The sequence below is a fragment of the Streptomyces sp. NPDC004788 genome (genome assembly GCF_053601115.1).
Genome location: NZ_JBSGBF010000115.1, coordinates 1 through 22,442 on the forward strand (window position 1 = coordinate 1; position 22,442 = coordinate 22,442).

Annotated in this window: 23 protein-coding genes and 2 pseudogenes; 23 read left to right on the forward strand and 2 right to left on the reverse strand. The window is 71.5% G+C overall.

The window, feature by feature from the left end:
* Positions 1-104: 104 nt before the first annotated feature.
* Positions 105-2,027: an ATP-dependent zinc metalloprotease FtsH gene (gene ftsH, locus ACWEJX_RS32980; RefSeq protein ID WP_451611095.1), complete on the forward strand. Its 1,923-nt coding sequence runs from the start codon at positions 105-107 to the stop codon at positions 2,025-2,027.
* Between the two features lie 133 nt (positions 2,028-2,160).
* On the opposite strand, the gene ACWEJX_RS32985 is transcribed toward ftsH, so the two are convergent.
* Positions 2,161-2,901, reverse strand: a complete 741-nt coding sequence (locus tag ACWEJX_RS32985) for a class I SAM-dependent methyltransferase (RefSeq protein WP_451611096.1) — start codon at positions 2,899-2,901, stop codon at positions 2,161-2,163.
* Between the two features lie 386 nt (positions 2,902-3,287).
* On the opposite strand from ACWEJX_RS32985, the gene ACWEJX_RS32990 reads away from it, so the two are divergent.
* From ACWEJX_RS32990 to ACWEJX_RS33070, 17 genes and pseudogenes are all read left to right on the forward strand, one after another.
* Positions 3,288-3,881 (forward strand): hypothetical protein, encoded by a 594-nt coding sequence (locus tag ACWEJX_RS32990; protein WP_345485364.1) that lies wholly within the window; start codon positions 3,288-3,290, stop codon positions 3,879-3,881.
* A gap of 154 nt (positions 3,882-4,035) precedes the next feature.
* Positions 4,036-4,473 carry a 30S ribosomal protein S16 gene (rpsP, locus tag ACWEJX_RS32995; protein WP_403791692.1) on the forward strand — a complete coding sequence of 146 codons (438 nt, stop codon included), beginning with the start codon at positions 4,036-4,038 and terminating at the stop codon, positions 4,471-4,473.
* A 2-nt stretch (positions 4,474-4,475) separates the two neighbouring features.
* Complete coding sequence (locus ACWEJX_RS33000; protein WP_056566048.1) at positions 4,476-4,715, forward strand: RNA-binding protein; 240 nt, start codon at positions 4,476-4,478, stop codon at positions 4,713-4,715.
* 163 nt (positions 4,716-4,878) lie between these two features.
* Complete coding sequence (rimM, locus tag ACWEJX_RS33005; protein WP_451611097.1) at positions 4,879-5,559, forward strand: ribosome maturation factor RimM; 681 nt, start codon at positions 4,879-4,881, stop codon at positions 5,557-5,559.
* Positions 5,559-6,380, forward strand: coding sequence for a tRNA (guanosine(37)-N1)-methyltransferase TrmD (trmD, locus tag ACWEJX_RS33010; RefSeq protein ID WP_451611098.1), 822 nt, complete (start codon positions 5,559-5,561; stop codon positions 6,378-6,380). The genes rimM and trmD overlap by 1 nt, the downstream gene beginning before the upstream one ends.
* Before the next feature lie 129 nt (positions 6,381-6,509).
* Positions 6,510-6,860 (forward strand): 50S ribosomal protein L19, encoded by a 351-nt coding sequence (rplS, locus tag ACWEJX_RS33015; protein WP_362533729.1) that lies wholly within the window; start codon positions 6,510-6,512, stop codon positions 6,858-6,860.
* A 39-nt stretch (positions 6,861-6,899) separates the two neighbouring features.
* On the forward strand, positions 6,900-7,832 hold the full coding sequence (lepB, locus tag ACWEJX_RS33020) for a signal peptidase I (protein WP_451611099.1): 933 nt from the start codon (positions 6,900-6,902) through the stop codon (positions 7,830-7,832).
* Complete coding sequence (gene lepB, locus ACWEJX_RS33025) at positions 7,825-8,898, forward strand: signal peptidase I (protein ID WP_451611100.1); 1,074 nt, start codon at positions 7,825-7,827, stop codon at positions 8,896-8,898. The genes lepB (ACWEJX_RS33020) and lepB (ACWEJX_RS33025) overlap by 8 nt, the downstream gene beginning before the upstream one ends.
* Positions 8,813-9,814 carry a signal peptidase I gene (gene lepB / locus ACWEJX_RS33030; protein ID WP_451611101.1) on the forward strand — a complete coding sequence of 334 codons (1,002 nt, stop codon included), beginning with the start codon at positions 8,813-8,815 and terminating at the stop codon, positions 9,812-9,814. Before lepB (ACWEJX_RS33025) ends, lepB (ACWEJX_RS33030) begins: the two co-directional genes overlap by 86 nt.
* A gap of 72 nt (positions 9,815-9,886) precedes the next feature.
* On the forward strand, positions 9,887-10,666 hold the full coding sequence (gene lepB / locus ACWEJX_RS33035) for a signal peptidase I (protein WP_451611102.1): 780 nt from the start codon (positions 9,887-9,889) through the stop codon (positions 10,664-10,666).
* 107 nt (positions 10,667-10,773) lie between these two features.
* Entirely contained in the window at positions 10,774-11,298 is a 525-nt protein-coding gene (locus ACWEJX_RS33040) for an NUDIX hydrolase (RefSeq protein ID WP_451611103.1), read from the forward strand.
* A 56-nt stretch (positions 11,299-11,354) separates the two neighbouring features.
* The gene (locus ACWEJX_RS33045; protein WP_005311352.1) at positions 11,355-11,663 is read left to right on the forward strand and encodes a DUF2469 domain-containing protein; all 309 of its coding nucleotides are present in this window, start codon (positions 11,355-11,357) and stop codon (positions 11,661-11,663) included.
* Positions 11,664-11,832: 169 nt separating this feature from the next.
* Positions 11,833-12,138: pseudogene (locus tag ACWEJX_RS33050) on the forward strand (YraN family protein); the annotation flags it as partial.
* Positions 12,139-12,401: 263 nt separating this feature from the next.
* Positions 12,402-14,030 (forward strand): YifB family Mg chelatase-like AAA ATPase, encoded by a 1,629-nt coding sequence (locus ACWEJX_RS33055; protein WP_451611104.1) that lies wholly within the window; start codon positions 12,402-12,404, stop codon positions 14,028-14,030.
* On the forward strand, positions 14,027-15,298 hold the full coding sequence (gene dprA / locus ACWEJX_RS33060; protein ID WP_451611105.1) for a DNA-processing protein DprA: 1,272 nt from the start codon (positions 14,027-14,029) through the stop codon (positions 15,296-15,298). Before ACWEJX_RS33055 ends, dprA begins: the two co-directional genes overlap by 4 nt.
* A 245-nt stretch (positions 15,299-15,543) precedes the next feature.
* Positions 15,544-16,380: an RNA polymerase sigma factor WhiG gene (gene whiG, locus ACWEJX_RS33065; RefSeq protein ID WP_451611106.1), complete on the forward strand. Its 837-nt coding sequence runs from the start codon at positions 15,544-15,546 to the stop codon at positions 16,378-16,380.
* Positions 16,381-16,445: 65 nt separating this feature from the next.
* The gene (locus ACWEJX_RS33070) at positions 16,446-17,006 is read left to right on the forward strand and encodes a TetR/AcrR family transcriptional regulator (RefSeq protein WP_451611111.1); all 561 of its coding nucleotides are present in this window, start codon (positions 16,446-16,448) and stop codon (positions 17,004-17,006) included.
* A 69-nt stretch (positions 17,007-17,075) separates the two neighbouring features.
* Here the strand turns inward: ACWEJX_RS33070 and ACWEJX_RS33075 are convergent, their stop codons facing one another.
* Positions 17,076-17,549 carry a peptidoglycan DD-metalloendopeptidase family protein gene (locus tag ACWEJX_RS33075; RefSeq protein WP_451611107.1) on the reverse strand — a complete coding sequence of 158 codons (474 nt, stop codon included), beginning with the start codon at positions 17,547-17,549 and terminating at the stop codon, positions 17,076-17,078.
* A gap of 253 nt (positions 17,550-17,802) precedes the next feature.
* On the opposite strand from ACWEJX_RS33075, the gene rpsB reads away from it, so the two are divergent.
* The 5 genes and pseudogenes from rpsB to ACWEJX_RS33100 all read left to right on the forward strand — a co-directional run.
* The gene (gene rpsB / locus ACWEJX_RS33080; protein WP_451611108.1) at positions 17,803-18,675 is read left to right on the forward strand and encodes a 30S ribosomal protein S2; all 873 of its coding nucleotides are present in this window, start codon (positions 17,803-17,805) and stop codon (positions 18,673-18,675) included.
* Positions 18,676-18,786: 111 nt separating this feature from the next.
* Positions 18,787-19,623: a translation elongation factor Ts gene (gene tsf / locus ACWEJX_RS33085; RefSeq protein WP_451611109.1), complete on the forward strand. Its 837-nt coding sequence runs from the start codon at positions 18,787-18,789 to the stop codon at positions 19,621-19,623.
* Positions 19,624-19,780: 157 nt separating this feature from the next.
* On the forward strand, positions 19,781-20,545 hold the full coding sequence (gene pyrH, locus ACWEJX_RS33090; RefSeq protein ID WP_451611110.1) for a UMP kinase: 765 nt from the start codon (positions 19,781-19,783) through the stop codon (positions 20,543-20,545).
* A gap of 112 nt (positions 20,546-20,657) precedes the next feature.
* Positions 20,658-21,215 (forward strand): ribosome recycling factor, encoded by a 558-nt coding sequence (frr, locus tag ACWEJX_RS33095; RefSeq protein WP_403791663.1) that lies wholly within the window; start codon positions 20,658-20,660, stop codon positions 21,213-21,215.
* A pseudogene (locus ACWEJX_RS33100) lies at positions 21,215-22,363 on the forward strand (phosphatidate cytidylyltransferase); the annotation flags it as partial. The gene frr and the pseudogene ACWEJX_RS33100, both read left to right, overlap by 1 nt.
* Positions 22,364-22,442: the final 79 nt, after the last annotated feature.

Below are 22,442 nucleotides of genomic sequence, written 5' to 3' on the forward strand. Positions count from 1 at the left end.
GTACGAAACCGCCGCGGGCCCCTTTTCATCAGGTCGGCACGCCCGTAATGCCGTGATCGTCCCGCTCTTCGATACTGGGGCCACTGCCAGCCCGAGGAGAGCCCGTGGCCAACTCCGTGCCCCCGCGCGAGCGGACCGACCAGCCCTGGCGCTCGGAAGGGGCCCCGCCGCCCCCGCCGCCCAAGAAGAAGATGCCCGGCGGCTGGGGCGGGCTCATCCTCACGGCGCTCGTCGTCTACCTGATCGCCAACCTCTTCCTGTCGTTCTTCAACAAGGGCGACGAGGCGACCATCTCGTACACCGAGTTCGACAAGCAGGTCGCGGCCGGCAACGTCACCAAGATCTACTCCAAGGGCGACGCCATCCAGGGCCAGCTCAAGAACAAACAACCCGTCCCGAACGGCGACGGCGACTACACCAAGTTCAAGACCCAGCGGCCCGCCTTCGCCGACGACCAGCTGTGGACGCAGCTCACCAAGAACAACGTCGTCGTCACCGCCGAACCCGTCGTCCAGGAACGCAGCTTCCTCGCCAACCTGCTGATCTCCCTCGCCCCGATGCTGCTGCTCGTCCTCCTGTGGGTGTTCATCGCCCGCCGGATGAGCGCCGGCATGGGCGGCGCCGGCGGCATGCTCGGCCGCAAGGCCCCGCCCAAGCCCGTCGAACTGGCCGAGGGCGGCAAGCGCACCACCTTCGCCGACGTCGCCGGCATCGACGAGGTCGAGGGCGAGCTCAACGACGTCGTCGACTTCCTGAAGAACCCCGGCGCCTACCGCGCCATGGGCGCCAAGATGCCCCGCGGCGTGCTGCTCGCCGGCCCGCCCGGCACCGGCAAGACGCTGCTCGCCCGCGCGGTGGCGGGGGAGGCGGGCGTGCCCTTCTTCTCCGCCTCCGCCTCCGAGTTCATCGAGATGATCGTCGGCGTCGGCGCCTCCCGGGTCCGCGAACTGTTCGCCGAGGCCCGCAAGGTCGCCCCCGCGATCGTCTTCATCGACGAGATCGACACCATCGGCCGGGCCCGCGGCGGCGGGGCCGGCATGGGCGGCCACGACGAACGCGAACAAACCCTCAACCAGATCCTCACCGAGATGGACGGCTTCACCGGCTCCGAAGGCGTCATCGTGCTCGCCGCCACCAACCGCGCCGACGTCCTCGACCCCGCCCTCACCCGGCCCGGCCGCTTCGACCGGATCGTCCACGTCAACCCGCCCGACCGCGGCGGCCGCGAGGCCATCCTCAGGATCCACACCCGGGAGATCCCGCTCGCCCACGACGTCGACCTCCAGCACGTCGCCAAGACCACCCCCGGCATGACCGGCGCCGAACTAGCCAACCTCGCCAACGAGGCCGCCCTCCTCGCCGTCAAGCGCCAGCAGCCGGCCGTCACCCGGTCCGACCTCTCCGACGCCCTGGAGAAGGTCCAGCTCGGCGCCGAACGCCCCCTCGTCATGCCCGCCGAGGAACGCCGCCGCACCGCCTACCACGAGAGCGGCCACGCCCTGCTCGGCATGCTCCAGCCCGGCGCCGACCCCGTCCGCAAGATCACCATCGTGCCGCGCGGCCGCGCCCTCGGCGTCACGTTGTCCACACCCGAGTCAGATAAATACGCCTATACGGAGGAGTATCTGCGCGGCCGGATCATCGGCGCCCTCGGCGGCATGGCGGCCGAGCAGGTCGTCTTCGGCGTCATCACCACCGGCGCCGAGAACGACCTGGAACAGGTCACCAACATCGCCCGCGGCATGGCCGGCCGCTGGGGCATGAGCGAACGCGTCGGCCGCCTCACCGCCATCCCCGGCGACGCCCAGCAGGCGTACGGACTCTCCGCCGCACCCGCCACCCTCGACCGCGTCGACGCGGAGATGCGCCGGATCGTCGACGAGTGCTACGAGAGCGCGCTGCGGCAGCTGCGCGAGCACCGCGACAAGCTCGACGCCCTCGCCGACGCCCTCCTGGAGAACGAGACCCTGGAGGAGGCCGAGGCGTACCGGGTGGCGGGCATCCCGCGGCTCGACAAGGAGAGCTGACGCCGAAACCCGCGCAGAGCTGACGTACTACCGCCGCTTCCGGATCCGGTTCACGGGAGCCCGTTCACGGGACCCCGGTTCAGGCGAACGCGGTTCACGCTGGCCCGGTTCACGCGCACCCGGTGCACGGGGCCTACGGCACCCGCGCCACCACGTACCGGAACACGTTCGGCATCCACACCGTGCCGTCCCGGCGCGCGTACGGCTCCAGGGCCTCCAGGAGCTCCTTCTCCACCTGGTCCGGGTCCGTCACCCGGACCGCCGCGTCGAACTCGCCCGTCGACAGCAGCCCGCGCACCGCGCTGTCCCGGTCCGCGTAGCCGAACGGGCACGCCACCCGGCCCGAGCCGGACAGCCGCAGCCCCGCCCCGCCGACCGCCTCCGCCAGGTGGTCCCGCAGCCCGTCGCGCTCCGCCGCGTGCCAGCCCGCGAGCCGCGCCGCGACCCGCCGCACCGACGCCGTCGCGCAGCGCTCGGGCGGTCCCCAGCCGGCCACCACGACAGCCGCGCCGGGTTCGGCCAGACGGGTGACCTCCGCCAGCCCCGCCGCCCCGTGGAACGCGGTGATCACGTCGTACGGGCCGGCCTCCCGTACCCCCGCCGTGTCCGCCGGGTCCGTGCCCAACGGCGTCCCGGGCAGCCGCTCCGCGGCCAGCGCCAGGCGCGCGCGGTCCCGGTCGACGCCGGCCACCCGCGCCCCCCGCGCCGCCGCCATGAGCAGGGCGAGGCCGGAGCCGCAGCCCAGGCCGAGCACCCGCGACCCGGCGCCCACGCCGAGCCGGTCGTACACCGCCTCGTACAGCGGGACGAGCATGCGTTCCTGGATCTCGGCCCAGTCGCGCGCGGGGTGGTGCGGGACGAGCGTAGGTGTCATGGAAAGCGCCCCAATCCGTGCCTGACGACAACCCCCTGGACAGCCCCCCGTAGCCAGGGAACTGCGCATCGCGGCCCCCGTCCAGTGCTCGCGGCCGACGGACCCCGGCCAACCTTCGTACGGCCCCCGGCCAACCTCCGCGCGCGGGCCGCCCGGAGACGGGGGCCACGGTCCGGAACGGGCGCACGACCCGGTACTGTCCCTCCCACGCCCGTCCCTCCGGACCGCCATCCGCGTGCGTGACCATGCCGCGCGCCGGGGCGTATGCGCCGTACGTACGAGACGTACCGGCTCCCCACACCTCCGCCCCGACTGACGGGTACGTGCAAAATATTTGAGTTGCCCCGGAATGGAACCCGGAGGGGATCCGCGTCGTTGTACCCGACGTGAGCACGACACCACCTGTCCTCGCCGCAGAACTGGCGCAGGCGTGGGCCGACATTCAGCGGCACCACCCCGAGCTGCCGGACCTTGCCGCGCCCGAGTCCCTGATCGGAGAGTCCTCGTCCGCCTGTGGCGCCGAGCTCTCCTTCGAGCGACTGCTCCACGAGGCAGTCCATGGCATCGCCGCCGCCCGAGGCGTCCGCGACACCTCCCGCGCCGGCCGCTACCACAACCGCAGATTCCTGGCGATCGCCGAGGAGCTGGGCCTGGACCATCCCGAGGAACCGCACGCCAGCAGCGGCTTCTCCCTGGTCACCCTGAACGCGGAGGCCAGGCGCCGCTACCGGCCCACCATCGAGCGGCTGCAGCGCGCCCTCAAGGCGCACACGGTCGCGACCGCCGCCGACACCAAGCGCTCCTTCCGCGGACCGGCCGCCCGGCACGGCTCCTCCGGAGGCGGCGTGCGGGTCAAGGCCGTCTGCGACTGCGGGCGGAACGTGCGCGTGGTCCCGTCCGTGCTCGCCCAGGCGCCGATCGTCTGCGGCGGCTGCGGCAAGCCCTTCCGGATCCCGGAGACGGTGGGCGCCGCAAGCTGAGGCCCAGGCGTGTGGCACAATGGCTAGCTGTACTCGACAGTCGCACAGGACCCCTCTCTCCTCCGGCTGACGCGTCCATCGGGCACCCGAGTACCGCAACCCCACGTGGCATCTCAAGTGCCCAACCACGTCAAGTTCAGGAGACACCACTCCAGTGGCAGTCAAGATCAAGCTCAAGCGTCTCGGCAAGATCCGCCAGCCGCACTACCGCATCGTCGTCGCCGACGCCCGCACCCGCCGTGACGGTCGCGCGATCGAAGAGATCGGCATCTACCACCCGACGTACAACCCGTCGCGTATCGAGGTCGACTCCGAGCGTGCGCAGTACTGGCTGTCCGTCGGCGCCCAGCCGACCGAGCCGGTTCTCGCCATCCTGAAGCTCACCGGTGACTGGCAGAAGCACAAGGGCCTCCCGGCCCCGGAGAAGCCGCTGCTCGCCCCGGCGACCAAGGAAGCCAAGCGCGCCACCTTCGACGAGTTCGCCAAGGCGCTCGAGGGCGACGACGCCAAGGGTGAGGCCATCACCCCGAAGGCCAAGAAGGCCAAGGCGGACGAGGCTGAGGCCGAGTCCACCGAGTCGACCGAGGCCTGATCATGCTCGAGGAGGCTCTCGAGCACCTCGTGAAGGGCATCGTCGAAAACCCCGACGACGTGCAGGTCGCCTCGCGCAACCTGCGTCGCGGCCGCGTTCTCGAGGTCCGGGTCCACCCCGACGACCTCGGCAAGGTGATCGGCCGCAACGGCCGCACCGCGCGTGCGCTGCGTACCGTCGTGGGTGCCATCGGCGGCCGCGGCATCCGCGTCGACCTCGTCGACGTGGACCAGGTCCGCTGAAAGTTTGACACCGGCACGGGCCGGGGAGGGCGCACGCGCCCGCCCCGGCCCGAGTCGTTTTGCCCGCCGGCAAGAGCAACCATTAATCGAGTAACCACGACGGAGAGGTACCACCTCCGCGAGAGCGGCGGCGGTTTAGCCGCAAAAAGGGGAGAGTTCACCAGTGCAGTTGGTAGTCGCGCGGATCGGCCGGGCCCACGGGATCAAGGGCGAGGTCACCGTCGAGGTGCGGACCGACGAGCCCGAGCTGCGGCTCGGACCCGGCGCCGTCCTGCACACGGACCCGGCCTCCGCCGGGCCCCTCACCATCGAGTCCGGCCGGGTGCACAGCGGCCGGCTGCTGCTGCGCTTCGAGGGCGTCCGCGACCGCAACGGCGCCGAGGCCCTGCGCAACACCCTCCTCATCGCCGACGTCGACCCCGACGAGCTGCCCGAGGAGGAGGACGAGTACTACGACCACCAGCTGGTCGACCTCGACGTGGTCCTCGCCGACGGCACCGAGATCGGCGTGATCTCCGAGATCTCCCACCTGCCGTCCCAGGACCTGTTCATCGTCGAGCGGCCCGACGGCAGCGAGGTCATGATCCCCTTCGTCTCGGAGATCGTCACCGAGATCGACCTGGAGAACCAGCGCGCGGTCATCGCCCCGCCGCCGGGGCTGATCGACGACAGCCAGGCCGTCGTCGCCTCCGCGCGGGACGCCGAGGCGGAGGAGGCCGTGGTTTCCGGGGACGGGGTTTCCGAGGCCGGGGTTTCCGAGGGCGAGGCTTCCGGCGACGGGGTTTCCGAGGGCGAGGCTTCCGGGGACGGGGCTTCCGGGGACGCAGGCAAGGACGCCGTCTGATGCGCCTCGACGTCGTCACGATCTTCCCCGAGTACCTCGAACCGCTGAACGTCTCGCTCGTCGGCAAGGCCCGCGCCCGCGGACAGCTCGACGTCCACGTGCACCACCTGCGCGACTGGACCTACGACCGGCACAACACCGTCGACGACACCCCGTACGGCGGCGGCCCCGGCATGGTCATGAAGACCGACCCCTGGGGCGACGCCCTCGACCAGACCCTCGCCGACGGCTTCGAGGCCGGCGCCCACGGCCCGGTCCTCGTCGTGCCCACGCCCAGCGGCCGCCCCTTCACCCAGGAACTCGCCGTCGAACTCTCCGAGCGGCCCTGGCTGATCTTCACGCCGGCCCGCTACGAGGGCATCGACCGGCGCGTGATGGACGAGTACGCCACCCGGATGCCCGTGTACGAGGTGTCCATCGGCGACTACGTGCTCGCCGGCGGCGAGGCCGCCGTCCTCGTCATCACCGAGGCCGTCGCCCGGCTGCTGCCCGGCGTCCTCGGCAACGCCGAGTCCCATCAGGACGACTCCTTCGCCCCGGGCGCCATGGCCAACCTCCTGGAGGGCCCCGTCTACACCAAGCCCCCGGTGTGGCGCGGCCGCGACATCCCGGACGTGCTGCTCAGCGGGCACCACGGCAAGATCGCGCGCTGGCGCCGGGACGAGGCCCTGCGGCGTACCGCCGCCAACCGGCCCGACCTGATCGAGCGCACCGACCCGGCGGCCTTCGACAAGAAGGACCGGGAGATCCTCTCCATGCTCGGCTGGGCCCCCGAGCCCGGCGGCCGATTTTGGCGCGGGCCCGAGGCCGTGGAAGAATAGGCCGCTGTCGTACGTCCGGCGCGCGCCCCTGCCACAGGGGGATGGACGCCTGCCTCAGACGCACGACGATCTCCATCTATTCGTACGTACCGCTGATGACCTGTGGCATCAGCGAGGAAAGAGACCTCCATGGCCTCCCTGCTCGACCAGGTCAACGCCGGTTCGCTGCGCTCCGACGTCCCGGCCTTCCGCCCCGGCGACACCGTGAACGTCCACGTTCGCGTCATCGAGGGCAACCGCTCCCGTATCCAGCAGTTCAAGGGTGTCGTCATCCGCCGTCAGGGCTCGGGCGTCTCCGAGACCTTCACGGTCCGCAAGGTCTCGTTCTCGGTCGGCGTCGAGCGCACCTTCCCGGTGCACAGCCCGATCTTCGAGAAGATCGAGCTCGTCTCCCGCGGTGACGTCCGTCGCGCCAAGCTCTACTACCTGCGTGAGCTGCGCGGCAAGGCTGCCAAGATCAAGGAGAAGCGCGACAACTGAGCTCGGCCCCACAGGGTGGCGGGATAAGCTCTGCCCCCGATGGACACCGAAGCACAGCACACGGAGCGCGATCGCTCCTCCGGCGAGGAGGAGCGGTCGCGCTCCGCGCGCGTTTCCGGGGGGAACGGGGACGGGGAGAGCGCGGGCACGACACCCGGTGAACCCGGTGCCGAGGGCGTCGGGGCCGGCGACGCCGACGCCGACGCCGACGAGGACGCGGCGCCGGAGCGCACGCTCACCTGGCGGCGCACCGGGCTGCTCGGTGTCGCCTGCATGGTCTTCCTGCTGCTGTTCAGCCACTTCGTGCTGCAGCCCTTCCTGGTGCCGAGCAGCTCGATGGAGCCCACCCTCCAGGTCGGCGACCGCATCCTGGTCAACAAGCTGGCGTACCGTTTCGGCAGCGAGCCGCGCCGCGGCGACGTGATCGTCTTCGACGGCACCGGCTCCTTCGTCGGGGAACGGCCGCCGGGCAACCCGATCACCGGCGCCCTGCACGCCGCCGCCGCGGCCCTCGGCCTCGCCGAGCCCGACGAGACCGACTTCGTGAAGCGGGTCGTCGGCACCGGCGGCGACCGGGTCGTCTGCTGCGACAAGAACGGCCGGATCAGCGTCAACGGCGTGCCGGTGAAGGAGACGTACGTGATGCTGGGCGACCAGCCGTCCCGCGTGCCCTTCGACATCGTCGTCCCCGACGGCACCCTGTGGGTGATGGGCGACCACCGCAGCCAGTCCTCCGACTCCCGCGACCACCTGGGCCAGCCGGGCGGCGGGATGGTCCCCGTCGACAAGGTCATCGGCCGCGCCGACTGGATCGGCTGGCCGTTCGGCCGCTGGACCACGGTGGCCGACACGGACGCCTTCGACGCCGTACCGGAGTGGACGGCGAGCGGCCACGGCGTCGGGCCAGCGGGTCCGGGCGGCGGGCACGGCGCAGGGCCCGCGGGTCCGGCGAGCGGGCACGGCCATGGGTAGGCGCGGCAAGGCCCCGGCCGGCCGGGGCGGTTCGGGTACGGGCACAGGTACAGGTACGGGTGCGGGGCCGGACGACGAGCCCCGCGCACCACTGCCGGGGCGGGCCGAGCGGCGCAAACTCGCCCGCAAGGTCAAGCGGCGCCGGCAGCGCTCCGCCGTCCGCGAGATCCCGGTCCTCGTCGGCGTCGCCGTCCTCATCGCCCTGGTCCTGAAGACCTTCCTGGTCCAGGCGTTCGTCATCCCGTCCGGCTCCATGGAGCAGACGATCCGGATCGACGACCGGGTCCTGGTCGACAAGCTGACGCCGTGGTTCGGCGCGAAGCCGCAGCGCGGCGACGTGGTCGTGTTCCAGGACCCCGGCAACTGGCTCCAGCAGGAGACCGCGCCGCCCGCGGACGACCCGGTGGGCGTCAGGCAGCTCAAGCAGGCCCTGACCTTCATCGGCCTGATGCCCTCGGCCGACGAACGGGACCTGATCAAGCGGGTCATCGCGGTCGGCGGCGACACGGTGAAGTGCTGCGGCGAGGACGGCCGGATCACCGTCAACGGCGTACCGCTGGACGAGCCGTACCTGCACCCGGGGAACCCGCCCTCGAAGATCCCGTTCGAGGTGAAGGTCCCCCAGGGGCGGATCTTCGTCATGGGCGACCACCGGTCGGACTCGGCCGACTCGCGCTACCACCTCGACGAGCCGGACCACGGCACCGTCTCCGAGGAGCAGATCGTGGGCCGCGCCGTCGTCATCGCCTGGCCGTTCGGCCACTGGCGGCGCCTGGAGGAACGGTCGGTGTTCGCGTCCGTGCCGCAGGCCGTGGCGCAGTCGGCGGTCACAGGTCCGTCGCATAGTGTGTCCCAGCGGAATCTGAACGGAATGCCCCCGCTCCCGACGCCGGCGGAACTTCTGCTCGTTATGGGAGTGGTGGGCCTGTCCCTGTTCCGGGACGGGCGAGCGCACGGACTGAGGAGTGGATGTGGGGGATGTGGCCGTCGGCGCACGTTCCGGACACGGCGAGCCCGAGGAGAGGCCCCAGCGGCCCCACCCGCCGGCGGCGGCCATGACCGATGACTCCACGGACCGGCCGGAGCCCGGCGCGCCCCGCGACGCGCGCGCCGGGGACGATGCGCCCCGCGATGCGCACGCCGGGGACGACGCGCCCCGCGACGCGCACGCTGGGGACGACGACAGCGAGACCGGCGAGGAGAGCGGCCGCGACGGCCGCCGCCCGCGGCAGCAGCGCTCCTTCTGGAAGGAGCTGCCGCTCCTCATCGGCATCGCGCTCGTCCTCGCGCTGCTGATCAAGACCTTCCTGGTGCAGGCGTTCTCGATCCCCTCGGACTCGATGATGAACACCCTGCAGCGCGGCGACCGGGTCCTCGTCGACAAGCTCACCCCGTGGTTCGGCTCCGAGCCCGAGCGTGGAGAGGTCGTCGTCTTCCACGACCCGGGCGGCTGGCTGGAGGGCGAGCCGACCCCGCAGCCGAACGTGCTGCAGAAAGTCCTCAGCTTCATCGGCCTGATGCCGTCCGCCGAGGAGAAGGACCTGATCAAGCGGGTCATCGCGGTCGGCGGCGACACCGTCTCCTGCAAGGAGGGCGGCAAGGTCGTCGTCAACGGCAAGGAGCTCGACGAGACCTACCTCCGCCCGGGCTCGGTGCCCTGCGACCCGGCCTTCGGTCCCGTCAAGGTCCCCAAGGGCCGCATCTGGGTCATGGGCGACAACCGGCAGAACTCGCTCGACTCGCGCTTCCACATGGAGCTCGCGGGCGGCGGCACCGTCTCCAACGACGAGGTCGTCGGCCGAGCCGTCGTCATCGCCTGGCCGGTGACCCGCTGGTCCACCCTGCCCGTGCCGGACACCTTCGACCAGCCCGGCCTCAACCAGGCACTGGCCGTGGCCCCCGGCGCCATGGGCGTCGCCGGTGCGCTCCCGCTCGTGCTGTGGCGGCGCAAGAAGCGCGCCGCACGCCATACCGCCGAGTAGCGACCCGCGGGTAGGGTGCCGTCCCGGACCGTCGCACGGACGGTCCGGCGGAACTTCCGAGGTGCCATGCCCATGAGCGTCACATCGAGCGCGAGCGCATCGAGCGCGTCGAGCACCCGCACGAAGGACGGCCGCGGCCGCCTCGGCAGTGTCCTGTCGGGGCTGGCCGTGGCCGTCGGCTGTGTGCTCTTCCTCGGCGGCTTCGTCGTCGGCGCGGTGCTCTACCAGCCGTTCTCCGTCCCGACCGACTCGATGACCCCGACGCTCGACGTCGGCTCCAAGGTCCTCGCCCAGCGCGTCGACGGCGCCGACGTCAAGCGCGGCGACGTCGTCGTCTTCCAGGACCCGGCCTGGGGCAACGTGACCATGGTCAAGCGGGTCGTGGCCGTCGGCGGCGACACCGTCGCCGGTGGCACTGACGGCCGCCTCACCATCAACGGCAAGACGGTCGAGGAACCGTATCTGCCGGCCGGAAAGCCCGTCCCCGGCGAGCGGTTCTCCGCCACCGTGCCCGCCGGGAGCCTCTTCCTCCTCGGCGACGACCGGCACACCTCCCTGGACTCCCGCGCCCACCTCCAGGAAGCCGCCCACGGCTCCGTGCCGCGCTCCTCCGTCATCGGCCGCGTCGACGCCGTCGTCTGGCCCGCCAAGGGCCTGCTCGCCCGGCCGACCGGCTTCGCCGCCCTGCCCGGCGGCATCTCCCGGCCCGGCCCCGTCATGCCCCTCTTCTACGCGATCGCCGCAGGGTGTGTACTGATCCTGGCCGGCGCCGCGTACGGGCCGCTGGCCCGGCTGCTGCGCCCGAAGGCCGCGGCGGCGGCACCGACGGCGAGGGAGCGGGTGAGCGCGTGACGCAGGGCGCGGAGGCTTCGGAGACCTCGGCGGCTTCGGGGGCTTCGGAGGTCTCAGAGACCTCGGGGCCCTTGGCGGCTTCGGAGGTCTCAGGGACCTCGGGGCCCTTGGCGGCTTCGGAGGTCTCGGAGGTCTCGGAGGCTACGGAGGCCCTGGCCCGGAAGGTGGCGCGGGTGATCCTGCTCGACCCCGCCGACCGCATCCTGCTCATCCACGGCTACGAGCCCGACGACCCGGCCCAGACCTGGTGGTTCACGCCCGGCGGCGGCCTGGAGGGCGACGAGACCCGGGAACAGGCCGCGCTGCGCGAACTCGTCGAGGAGACGGGGATCACCGACGTCGAACTAGGGCCCGTAGTCTGGCAGCGCTACTGCTCCTTCCCTTTCGACGGGCGCCGCTGGGACCAGGACGAGTGGTACTACCTGGCCCGCACCACCCAGACCGCCGCCGCCCCCGCGGCCCTCACCGAACTGGAGGCCCGCAGCGTCGCCGGCCTCAGATGGTGGACCTCCGCCGAACTGTCGGCGGCCCGTGAGACGGTGTACCCCAACAGACTCGCCGAGCTGCTGCACCGGCTGCTCGACGAAGGACCCCCGAGCACGCCGCTCGTTCTCGCCCCCGAAATCGTTTAGGGGCCAGGGTGACTGGCGCACAATAGGGGGACGCACGGCTGATAGGGGAACATGCCATGAGCGCCGAGGACCTCGAGAAGTACGAGACCGAGATGGAGCTGAAGCTCTACCGGGAGTACCGCGATGTCGTCGGGCTGTTCAAATACGTCATCGAGACCGAGCGGCGCTTCTACCTCACCAACGACTACGAGATGCAGGTGCACTCCGTCCAGGGCGAGGTGTTCTTCGAGGTCTCCATGGCCGACGCCTGGGTCTGGGACATGTACCGGCCGGCCCGCTTCGTGAAGCAGGTCCGCGTCCTCACCTTCAAGGACGTGAACATCGAGGAGCTCAACAAGAGCGACTTGGAGCTTCCCGGCAGCTGATACCACCTGTGTGCACCTGCACCTGCACCTGTGTGAAACCACCTGTGTGAAAGCATCTGTGTGAAACCACCCGTGAGGGTGGCCCGGTTTTCCACAACCGCCCGCCTGTCCACAGCCCCGCACACGCGGGGTCACGGTGCGTCACAGTCGGTGCCGGAGGTGGTACCGAATGAACGCCACACGAGCACTCGGGCGGTACGGGGAAGAGCTCGCCGTCCGCACCCTCACCGCGACCGGCCTGCACGTCCTCGCCAGGAACTGGCGCTGCGGCCGCACCGGAGAGATCGACATCGTCGCCCGCGACGGCGACACCCTCGTCATCTGCGAGGTCAAGACCCGCCGCGAGGGCGCCTTCGAGCACCCCATGGCGGCCGTCACCCCACGCAAGGCCGAGCGGCTGCGCCGCCTCGCCGCCTGCTGGCTCGACCGCCACGGCGGACCAGCCGGCGGCTTTCCGGGCCGGCCACCCGGCGGCCCCTCGGGCGGACCGTCGGCCGGCCCACCCGGCGGCCCTTCGGGCGGCCCCTCGGGCGGCCCCTCGGGCGGACCGTCGGCCGGCCCACCCGGCGGCCCTTCGGGCAGTCCCTCGGGCGGACCGTCGGCCGGGCCACCCGGCGGCCCCTCGGCCGGACCACCCGGCCTACCGCCCGGCGTCGGAAGCGTCCGCATCGACCTCGTCGGCATCGTCCTGCCCCGCCGCGGCGCCCCCGTCGTCACCCACGCCCAGGGGGTGGCGTAATGGGATTCGCCCGCACCTGCTCCGTCGCCCTCGTCGGCGTCGAAGGCGTCGTCGTCGAGGTCCAGGCCGACCTCGAAGCCGGCGTCGCCGCCTTCACCCTCGTCGGCCTCCCCGACAAGAGCCTCGTCGAAAGCCGCGACCGGGTCCGCGCCGCCATCGTCAACTCCGGCGCCGAATGGCCCCAGAAGAAACTCACCGTCGGACTCAGCCCCGCCTCCGTCCCCAAAGGCGGATCCGGTTTCGACCTCGCCGTAGCCGCGGCCGTCCTCGGCGCCGCCGAACGCATCGACCCCCGCACCATCGCCGACCTCGTCCTCATCGGCGAACTCGGCCTCGACGGCCGCGTCCGTCCCGTCCGCGGCGTCCTGCCCGCCGTCCTCGCCGCCGCCGACGCCGGATACAAGCAGGTCGTCGTCCCCGAACAGACCGCCGGCGAAGCCGCCCTCGTCCCCGGCATCTCCGTCCTCGGCGTCCGCACCCTGCGCCAGCTCATCGCCGTCCTCGCCGACGAACCCGTCCCCGAGGAAGAACCCCACGAGGACGGCCGCCCCGACCCCATGCTCGCCGGACTCCTCGTCCCCGGCGCCGGAGTGGGCACCGGCCTCGCCGCCGCACCCGCCGGAGAACCCACCGACGGCCGCCCCGACCTCGCCGACGTCGCCGGACAGCACACCGCCCGCCGGGCCCTCGAAATCGCCGCCGCAGGCAGCCACCACCTCCTGCTCACCGGCCCACCAGGCGCCGGGAAGACCATGCTCGCCGAACGGCTCCCCGGCATCCTCCCGCCCCTCACCCGCCAGGAATCCCTCGAAGTCACCGCCGTCCACTCCGTCGCCGGCATCCTCCCGCCGGGCGAACCCCTCGTCCACCAACCGCCCTACTGCGCACCCCACCACTCCGCGACCATGCAGTCCCTCGTCGGCGGCGGCAACGGACTGCCCCGGCCCGGCGCCGTCTCCCTCGCCCACCGAGGCGTTCTGTTCCTGGACGAAGCACCCGAGTTCTCCACCAAATCCCTGGACGCACTGCGCCAGCCCCTCGAATCCGGCCACGTCGTCATCGCCCGCGCCGCCGGCGTCGTCCGGCTCCCCGCCCGCTTCCTCCTCACCCTCGCCGCCAACCCCTGCCCCTGCGGCCGTCACACCCTCCTCGGCACCGGCTGCGAATGCCCCGCCGCCGTCATCCGCCGCTACCAGGCCCGACTCTCCGGCCCCCTCCTCGACCGCGTCGACCTCCGCATCGAGGTCGAACCCGTCACCCGCTCCGACCTCCTCGGCCAAGGCGGCCGCGGAGAACCCAGCGCCACCGTCGCCGACCGGGTCCGCGAAGCCAGAGCCCGCGCCGCCGCCCGCCTCGCCGACACCCCCTGGACCGTCAACAGCGAGATCCCGGGCCACGAGCTGCGCACCCGATTCCATGCCGCACCCGGCGCCCTCGCCGCCGCCGAACGCGACATCGAACGCGGCCTGCTCACCGCCCGCGGCCTCGACCGCGTCCTCCGCGTCGGCTGGACCATCGCCGACCTCGCCGGACACGACCGCCCCCAGGCCGACGACCTCGCCCTCGCCCTCGAACTGCGCACCGGCATCGCCCGAGGCGTCCCGGTCGCCGCGGGGGAGTGGACATGAGCCGGTACGACTCCGGGCACGACGACGAACGCCTCGCCCGCGCCGCCCTCTGCCACATCGTCGAACCCGGCGACGAACACGCCGGCCACGCCCTCCGACAACACGGCGCCATCGGATTCCTCCGCCTGCTCCACGACGGCGCCGGGGCGGCACAACCCACCCTGTGGGACCCCGCCGCCGTCACCGCCGGCCCTGGCCCCGAACCGGGACCCGGTCTCCGCTCCGGCCCCAGCCCCGGGCGCCGGGACGCCGAGGCGTTCCTCGGCATCGGCGAGCAGCGCCTCGCGAGCTGGCGACGGCGCGCCGCCACCGCCGAACCCCGACGCGACCTCGATCACCTCGCCCGAATCGGCGGCCGCTTCATCGTCCCCGGCGACGCCGAATGGCCCCGGCAACTCGACGACCTCGGCGACGCCCGTCCGATCGGCCTCTGGGCCCGCGGCCCTGCCGACCTCCGCGCCTGGGCGCTGCGCTCCGTCGCCGTCGTCGGCGCCCGCGCCTGCACCCCCTACGGCGCCCACACCGCCGCCGCCCTGGCCGCCGCCCTCGCCGAACAAGGCTGGGTCGTCGTCTCCGGAGCCGCCTACGGCATCGACGGCGCCGCCCACCGCGGCGCCCTCGGCAACGGCGGCGCCACCATCGCCGTCCTCGCCTGCGGAGTCGACGTCCCCTACCCCCGAGGCCACGCCCGCCTCATCACGCGCATCGCCGAACAGGGCCTCGTCCTCGGCGAACTCCCACCCGGCGGCCACCCCACCCGCAGCCGCTTCGTCCTCCGCAACCGCGTCATCGCCGCACTCACCCGCGGCACCGTCGTCGTCGAAGCCGAACACCGCAGCGGCTCCCTCGTCACCGCCCGCGCCGCCACCCGCCTCGGCCGCCACACCATGGGCGTCCCCGGCCCCGTCACGAGCGGACTCTCCGCCGGCGTCCACGAACTCCTGCGCGGCGAGGCCACCCTCGTCACCGACGCCGCCGAGATCATCGAGCTCGTCGGCGACATCGGCCAGCTCGCCCCGGCACGCCGCGGCCCCGTACTGCCCCGCGACCTCCTCGCCCCCGACACCGCCCGCGTCCTCGAAGCCCTCCCCGGCCACGGCCCCGCACCCCTCACCGACATCGCCGCCCGCGCCGGCACCCACACCGACCACACCCTCGCCAAGCTGTACGAACTCCACTCCCTCGGGTTCGTCGAACGCCGACAGGACGACTGGCAGTTGACGAACAGACACACCAAACCCTCGAACGCCCGGCATGGCGGTACTTGACCCGGAGCATTCGGGTGAAAAGGTGAAGCAGATGAGGAACCGAGTGCTCTCGGCCACACCCGAGGGGTCGACCCGCGCCACGACCCCCGTTCGAAGATGCGGGCGAGGGCAGCCACCCGGACCGGCGCGATCCACAGACGTTCGCGCACCGCGACAGCCCACTCACGCTACGCTCACGAGGATCCCCCGCCCGACAACCGGACCGACCCCTACGCACCCGACGGCAGAACGGCTCAAGGCGACGTATGCCCCAGCACACCTCCGGGTCTGACCGCGCTGTGGTGCCCCCAGCAGCCCGGGGCACCGTGCGACCACCCGCACCGACCACGCTCGACGAGCTGTGGCGCTCGTACAAGGACACCGGCGACGAGCGACTGCGGGAACAGCTGATCCTGCACTACTCACCGCTGGTCAAATACGTCGCCGGACGCGTCAGCGTCGGCCTGCCCTCCAACGTCGAGCAGGCCGACTTCGTCTCCTCCGGAGTCTTCGGACTCATCGACGCCATCGAGAAGTTCGACGTCGAGCGGTCCATCAAGTTCGAGACCTACGCCATCACCCGCATCCGCGGCGCGATGATCGACGAACTCCGCGCCCTCGACTGGATCCCGCGCTCCGTCCGCCAGAAGGCCCGCAATGTCGAGCGCGCCTACGCCACCCTCGAAGCGCAACTCCGCCGCACCCCCTCCGAGGCCGAGGTCGCCGCGGAGATGGGCATCACCCTCGAAGAACTCCACTCCGTCTTCAGCCAGTTGTCGCTCGCCAACGTCGTCGCCCTCGAAGAACTGCTGCACGTCGGCGGCGAGGGCGGCGATCGGCTCTCCCTCATGGACACCCTGGAGGACACCGCCGCCGACAACCCCGTCGAGGTCGCCGAGGACCGCGAACTGCGCCGGCTCCTCGCCCGGGCCATCAACACCCTGCCCGAACGCGAGAAGACCGTTGTCACGCTCTACTACTACGAGGGCCTTACGCTCGCCGAGATCGGCCACGTCCTCGGCGTCACCGAGAGCCGCGTCAGCCAGATCCACACCAAATCCGTCCTCCAGCTGCGCGCCAAGCTCGCCGACGTGGGCCGCTGACCCCACTGACCGCACGGGCCCCGCCGCCGTACAGTGGAGCCGTGCCAAGGATTCGAGCGGCCTCGGTGGCCGAGCACCGGACCATGCAGCGCGGCGCCCTGCTGGACGCCGCGCGTTCCCTGCTGTCCGAAGGCGGCACGGAAGCGCTGACCTTCCCCGCCCTCGCCGAGCGCACGGGCCTCGCCCGCTCCTCGGTCTACGAGTACTTCCGCTCCCGCGCCGCCGTCGTCGAGGAACTCTGCGCCGTCGACTTCCCCGTCTGGGCCGCCGAGGTCGAAGCCGCCATGGCCGCCGCCGACACCGCCGCGGGCAAGGTCGAGGCGTACGTCCGCACCCAGCTGGAACTCGTCGGCGACCGCCGCCACCGCGCCGTCGTCGCCATCTCCGCCAGCGAACTCGACGACGGCGCGCGCGAGAAGATCCGCGCCGCCCACGGCACCCTCGTCACCATGATCGTCGACGCCCTCACCGCCCTCGCCCGCCCCCAGCCCCGCCTGGAAGCCATGCTCCTCCAGGGCATCGTCGACGCCGCGGTCCGCCGCCTCGAACTCGGCGCCGCCGAAGACCCCACCACGATCGCGGACGCGGCGGTCTCCATGGCCCTCGGCGGCATCCGCGGCGTCTGAATCCGCTTCTTAGGGCCCCTCCCTCCCCCCCCGCCCCCACCCCTCCCCTCCCACCCCACCCCCGCAGTCCTACTCAGGCGCGCGGCCCCATACCGGTAGCAGTCTTGACGGGCCTCCGCCCAGGAGTCCCAGGGGGTTCAGGTACGTGTCGCCGCGCAGTAGGCCCCAGTGGAGGCAGCTCACCGGGCAGTGGTCGGTGGGGGTGGCGACTCGGGCGACGATGTCGCCGGGGTGTACCACCGCGCCTGGGCGGACGAGCGGTTCCGCCGGGCCGTATGTCGTGCGGAGCGGGGGGAGGCCCGTGCCCGACAGGGTGAGGGTGAGGACGCCGTGGCCGGCGACCGGGCCCGCGAAGGTGACCGTGGCGGGGGCCGGGGCGCGGACCGGGGTGCCCGGTGGGGCGGCGAGGTCGAGGCCGCGGTGACCGGCGGCGTAGGGGCCCGGTGGGGGTTCCCAGCCGCGGAGGATCTCGGGGCGGGGTGGGCCGACGGGCCAGACGGCGGTGGCCACGGCGAGTAAGAGGCTGGTCGCGTAGAGGTTCATGACGGCAGCTTGCCCGGGTCGGATCACGCATGACCGGCATCAGCGGAATCTGTGGACAAGCTGCCGGTTGTGGACAACGCCGTCACCCGGCGCTCCCGGGGTCCCGTACACTTTCCATGGCGACCCGGGTCACCGGGTCGACTTCGCACGCCCCGCCACCGGTCCTCGTGACGGGTGGCAGCGCCTTTCGGTCCCTTGTGGCACGGCGCGTCGGGGCGTCAGGAAAACAACCGAGAAAACCAAGGAGATGGCCATGGCCGTCGTCACGATGCGGGAGCTGCTGGAGAGCGGCGTCCACTTCGGTCACCAGACCCGTCGCTGGAACCCGAAGATGAAGCGCTTCATCTTCACCGAGCGCAACGGCATCTACATCATCGACCTGCTCCAGTCGCTGTCGTACATCGACCGCGCCTACGAGTTCGTCAAGGAGACCGTCGCGCACGGCGGCTCCATCATGTTCGTCGGCACGAAGAAGCAGGCGCAGGAGGCCATCGCCGAGCAGGCGACCCGCGTCGGCATGCCCTACGTGAACCAGCGCTGGCTGGGCGGCATGCTCACCAACTTCTCCACCGTCTACAAGCGTCTGCAGCGCCTCAAGGAGCTCGAGCAGATCGACTTCGAGGACGTGGCCGCGTCGGGCCTCACCAAGAAGGAGCTCCTGGTCCTCTCCCGCGAGAAGGCCAAGCTGGAGAAGACCCTTGGTGGTATCCGCGAGATGCAGAAGGTGCCGAGCGCCGTCTGGATCGTCGACACCAAGAAGGAGCACATCGCCGTCGGCGAGGCTCGCAAGCTCAACATCCCGGTCGTCGCGATCCTCGACACCAACTGTGACCCCGACGAGGTCGACTACAAGATCCCGGGCAACGACGACGCGATCCGCTCCGTCACCCTGCTCACCCGCGTGATCGCCGACGCCGTCGCCGAGGGCCTCATCGCCCGTTCCGGCGCCGCGACCGGCGACTCGAAGCCGGGCGAGAAGGCCGCCGGCGAGCCGCTCGCCGAGTGGGAGCGCGACCTGCTCGAGGGCGAGAAGAAGGCTGACGAGGCTCCGGCCGCCGCCGAGGCGACCGAGGCTCCGGCCGCCGAGGCCACCGAGGCGCCGGCCGCCGACGCCGAGCAGGCCTGACCCTTCCGGTCCCTGAGGACCTTCGGGTGACGACGGCGGGGGCCCAAAAAGCCCCCGCCGTCCACCCGTGGACCCGCCCGATCTTTCAGACTTCGAGAGAGAAACAGACTCATGGCGAACTACACCGCCGCTGACGTCAAGAAGCTCCGCGAGCTCACCGGCGCCGGCATGATGGACTGCAAGAAGGCCCTGGACGAGGCCGAAGGCGACGTCGACAAGGCCGTCGAGGCCCTGCGCATCAAGGGCCAGAAGGGCGTCGCCAAGCGCGAGGGCCGCTCCGCCGAGAACGGCGCCGTGGTCTCCATCATCGCCGACGACAACACCTCCGGTGTCCTGGTCGAGCTGAAGTGCGAGACGGACTTCGTCGCCAAGGGTGAGAAGTTCCTCGCCGTCGCCAACGCGCTGGCCGCGCACGTCGCCGCCACCTCGCCGGCCGACATCGACGCCCTGCTCGCCTCCGAGATCGAGGCCGGCAAGACCGTCCAGGCGTACGTCGACGAGGCCAACGCCAACCTCGGCGAGAAGATCGTCCTCGACCGCTTCGCGCAGTACGCCGACGGCTACGTCTCCGCGTACATGCACCGCACGATGCCCGACCTGCCGCCGCAGATCGGTGTCCTGGTCGAGCTCGACAAGGAGAACGCCGAGGTCGCGAAGGGTATCGCGCAGCACATCGCCGCGTTCGCCCCGAAGTACCTCGACAAGGACGACGTCCCGGCCGAGGTCGTCGAGTCCGAGCGTCGCATCGCCGAGGAGACCACCCGCGCCGAGGGCAAGCCCGAGGCCGCGATCGCCAAGATCGTCGAGGGTCGCGTCAACGGCTTCTTCAAGGACGCCACGCTGCTCGGCCAGCCGTACGCCCTGGACAACAAGAAGACCGTTCAGAAGGTCCTGGACGAGGCCGGTGTCACCCTGAAGCGCTTCACCCGCATCAAGGTCGGCATCTGAGTCCGTACGCAACGGACACCGGACCCGGGTAGGGTCTGAAGCAGCCGCACGCGTTCGCGCCGGACGGCCGCAGATCTGACGAGGAGGCCATTGCCGTAGGGGAAACCGCAAGGAACCCGGGCAATGGCCTTCTTGGTATGTGCACGAGGAGATCTCCATGAATCAGCGCGCCGAACAGGGCGACGACAACAACGGCAAAAAGGTCGGCCGCTTCATGCTGAAGCTGTCCGGCGAGGCTTTCTCGGGGGGCCACGGCCTCGGGGTCGACCCGGATGTCGTGCACGCCATCGCGCGCGAGATCGCCGCCGTCGTCCGCGACGGCGCGGAGATCGCGGTCGTGATCGGTGGCGGCAACTTCTTCCGCGGCGCCGAGCTCCAGCAGCGCGGCATGGACCGGGCCCGCTCCGACTACATGGGCATGCTCGGCACCGTGATGAACTGCCTCGCCCTCCAGGACTTCCTGGAGAAGGAGGGCATCGTCTCCCGCGTCCAGACCGCCATCACCATGGGCCAGGTCGCCGAGCCGTACATCCCGCTGCGCGCCGTGCGCCACCTGGAGAAGGGCCGCGTCGTGATCTTCGGCGCCGGCATGGGAATGCCGTACTTCTCCACCGACACGACCGCCGCGCAGCGTGCCCTGGAGATCGACGCCGAGGCCCTGCTCATGGGCAAGAACGGTGTCGACGGGGTCTACGACTCGGACCCGAAGACCAACCCGGACGCGGTGAAGTTCGACGCGCTGGAGTACGGCGAGGTGCTCTCCCGCGACCTCAAGGTCGCCGACGCCACCGCCATCACCCTCTGCCGTGACAACAAGCTGCCGATCCGCGTCTTCGAACTGCTCACCGAGGGCAATATCGCGCGCGCGGTGAAGGGTGAGAAGATCGGCACGCTCGTGAGCGACCAGGGCACCCGGGCCTGACCCGAACCGGGAACCGACCCACGCGGGTGAGGGACACCGCGCGGGGGATGGACAGAGCCCTGCCGGTCGTACACCGTGCAGGACACAACGCGACGACACGCAGGAGCTAGTGGTGATCGAAGAGACCCTCCTCGAGGCCGAGGAGAAGATGGAGAAGGCCGTCGTGGTCGCCAAGGAGGACTTCGCGGCGATCCGCACCGGCCGTGCGCACCCGGCGATGTTCAACAAGATCGTGGCCGACTACTACGGCGCTCTCACCCCCATCAACCAGCTGGCGTCGTTCTCGGTGCCGGAGCCGCGCATGGCCGTGGTGACCCCGTTCGACAAGAGTGCCCTGCGCAACATCGAGCAGGCCATCCGCGACTCGGACCTGGGTGTCAACCCGAGCAACGACGGCAGCATCATCCGGGTGACGTTCCCGGAGCTGACGGAGGAGCGCCGCCGCGACTACATCAAGGTCGCGAAGACTAAGGCCGAGGACTCCAAGATCTCGATCCGCTCCGTGCGCCGCAAGGCCAAGGAGACCATCGACAAGTTCGTCAAGGACGGCGAGGTCGGCGAGGACGAGGGCCGTCGCGCGGAGAAGGAGCTCGACGACCTCACCGCGAAGTTCGTCGCGCAGGTCGACGAGCTGCTGAAGCACAAGGAAGCCGAGCTCCTCGAGGTCTGATGAACGACTCATCCTGGAGGGCCCCGGCCACAGCCGGCTTCGGCGGGCCCGACCAGGGGCCTGCCCCGGCGGGTCCCGCCTACGAAGGGCCCCCGGCGGCGCAGACTCGGCCCATGCCCATCGTGTCCGACGACGTTCCCGCCGGCGACAACCAGGACGATCACGGTCGGGGGGCCGCTCAGCCGAGCGGTCCCCCGTTCCGCGACCACGGGTACGGGGACCCCGCGTCCTCCGGACCCGCGTTCCACGACCAGACACCGCACGAGCACCCGCAGGAGCCCATGTCCAGCCCCTCCCAGCCCGCGCCCTCGCCCCGGCAGCAGCCGCGGCAGAAGAAGAGCGCAGGCCGTGACCTGGGCGCGGCCATAGGGGTCGGCCTCGGCCTCGGCGCGGTGATCATCGCCTCGCTGTTCATCTGGAAGCCGGCGTTCGTCGGTGTGATCGCGGTCGCCGTCGTGGTCGGGCTGTGGGAGCTGACCTCCCGCCTCCAGGAGCGCAAGGCCATCAAGGCCCCGCTGGTCCCGCTCGCGGTCGGCGGCGCGGCGATGGTCGTCGCCGGGTACGTACGGGGCGCGGAGGGCGCGTGGGTGGCGATGGCGCTCACGGCGCTCGCCGTCCTCGTGTGGCGGATGACGGAGCCGCCCGAGGGCTATCTGAAGGACGTCACGGCGGGCGTCTTCGCGGCGTTCTACGTGCCGTTCCTGGCGACGTTCGTGGCGATGCTGCTCACCGCCGACGACGGGCCGCAGCGGGTGCTGACCTTCCTGCTCCTGACGGTGGTCAGCGACACCGGCGCGTACGCGGTCGGCTGGCGCTTCGGCAAGCACAAGCTGGCGCCGCGCATCAGCCCCGGCAAGACCCGCGAGGGCCTGGTCGGGGCGGTCGCGTTCGCGATGGCGGCGGGCGCGCTGTGCATGGAGTTCCTGATCGACGACGGCGCCTGGTGGCAGGGCCTGCTGCTCGGCCTCGCGGTCGCCGCCAGCGCGACCCTGGGCGACCTGGGCGAGTCGATGATCAAGCGCGACCTCGGCATCAAGGACATGGGCACGCTCCTTCCCGGCCACGGGGGCATCATGGACCGGCTCGACTCGCTGCTGCCGACGGCGCCGGTGGTGTGGCTGCTGATGGTGCTGTTCGTCGGAAGTGGTCACCGAGCCCACCAGCTCCTGCTGGAAGGAGCCGAGCCGGCCGCGGTACGCGGCGGGGGCGACCTCGGCGATGTAGGCG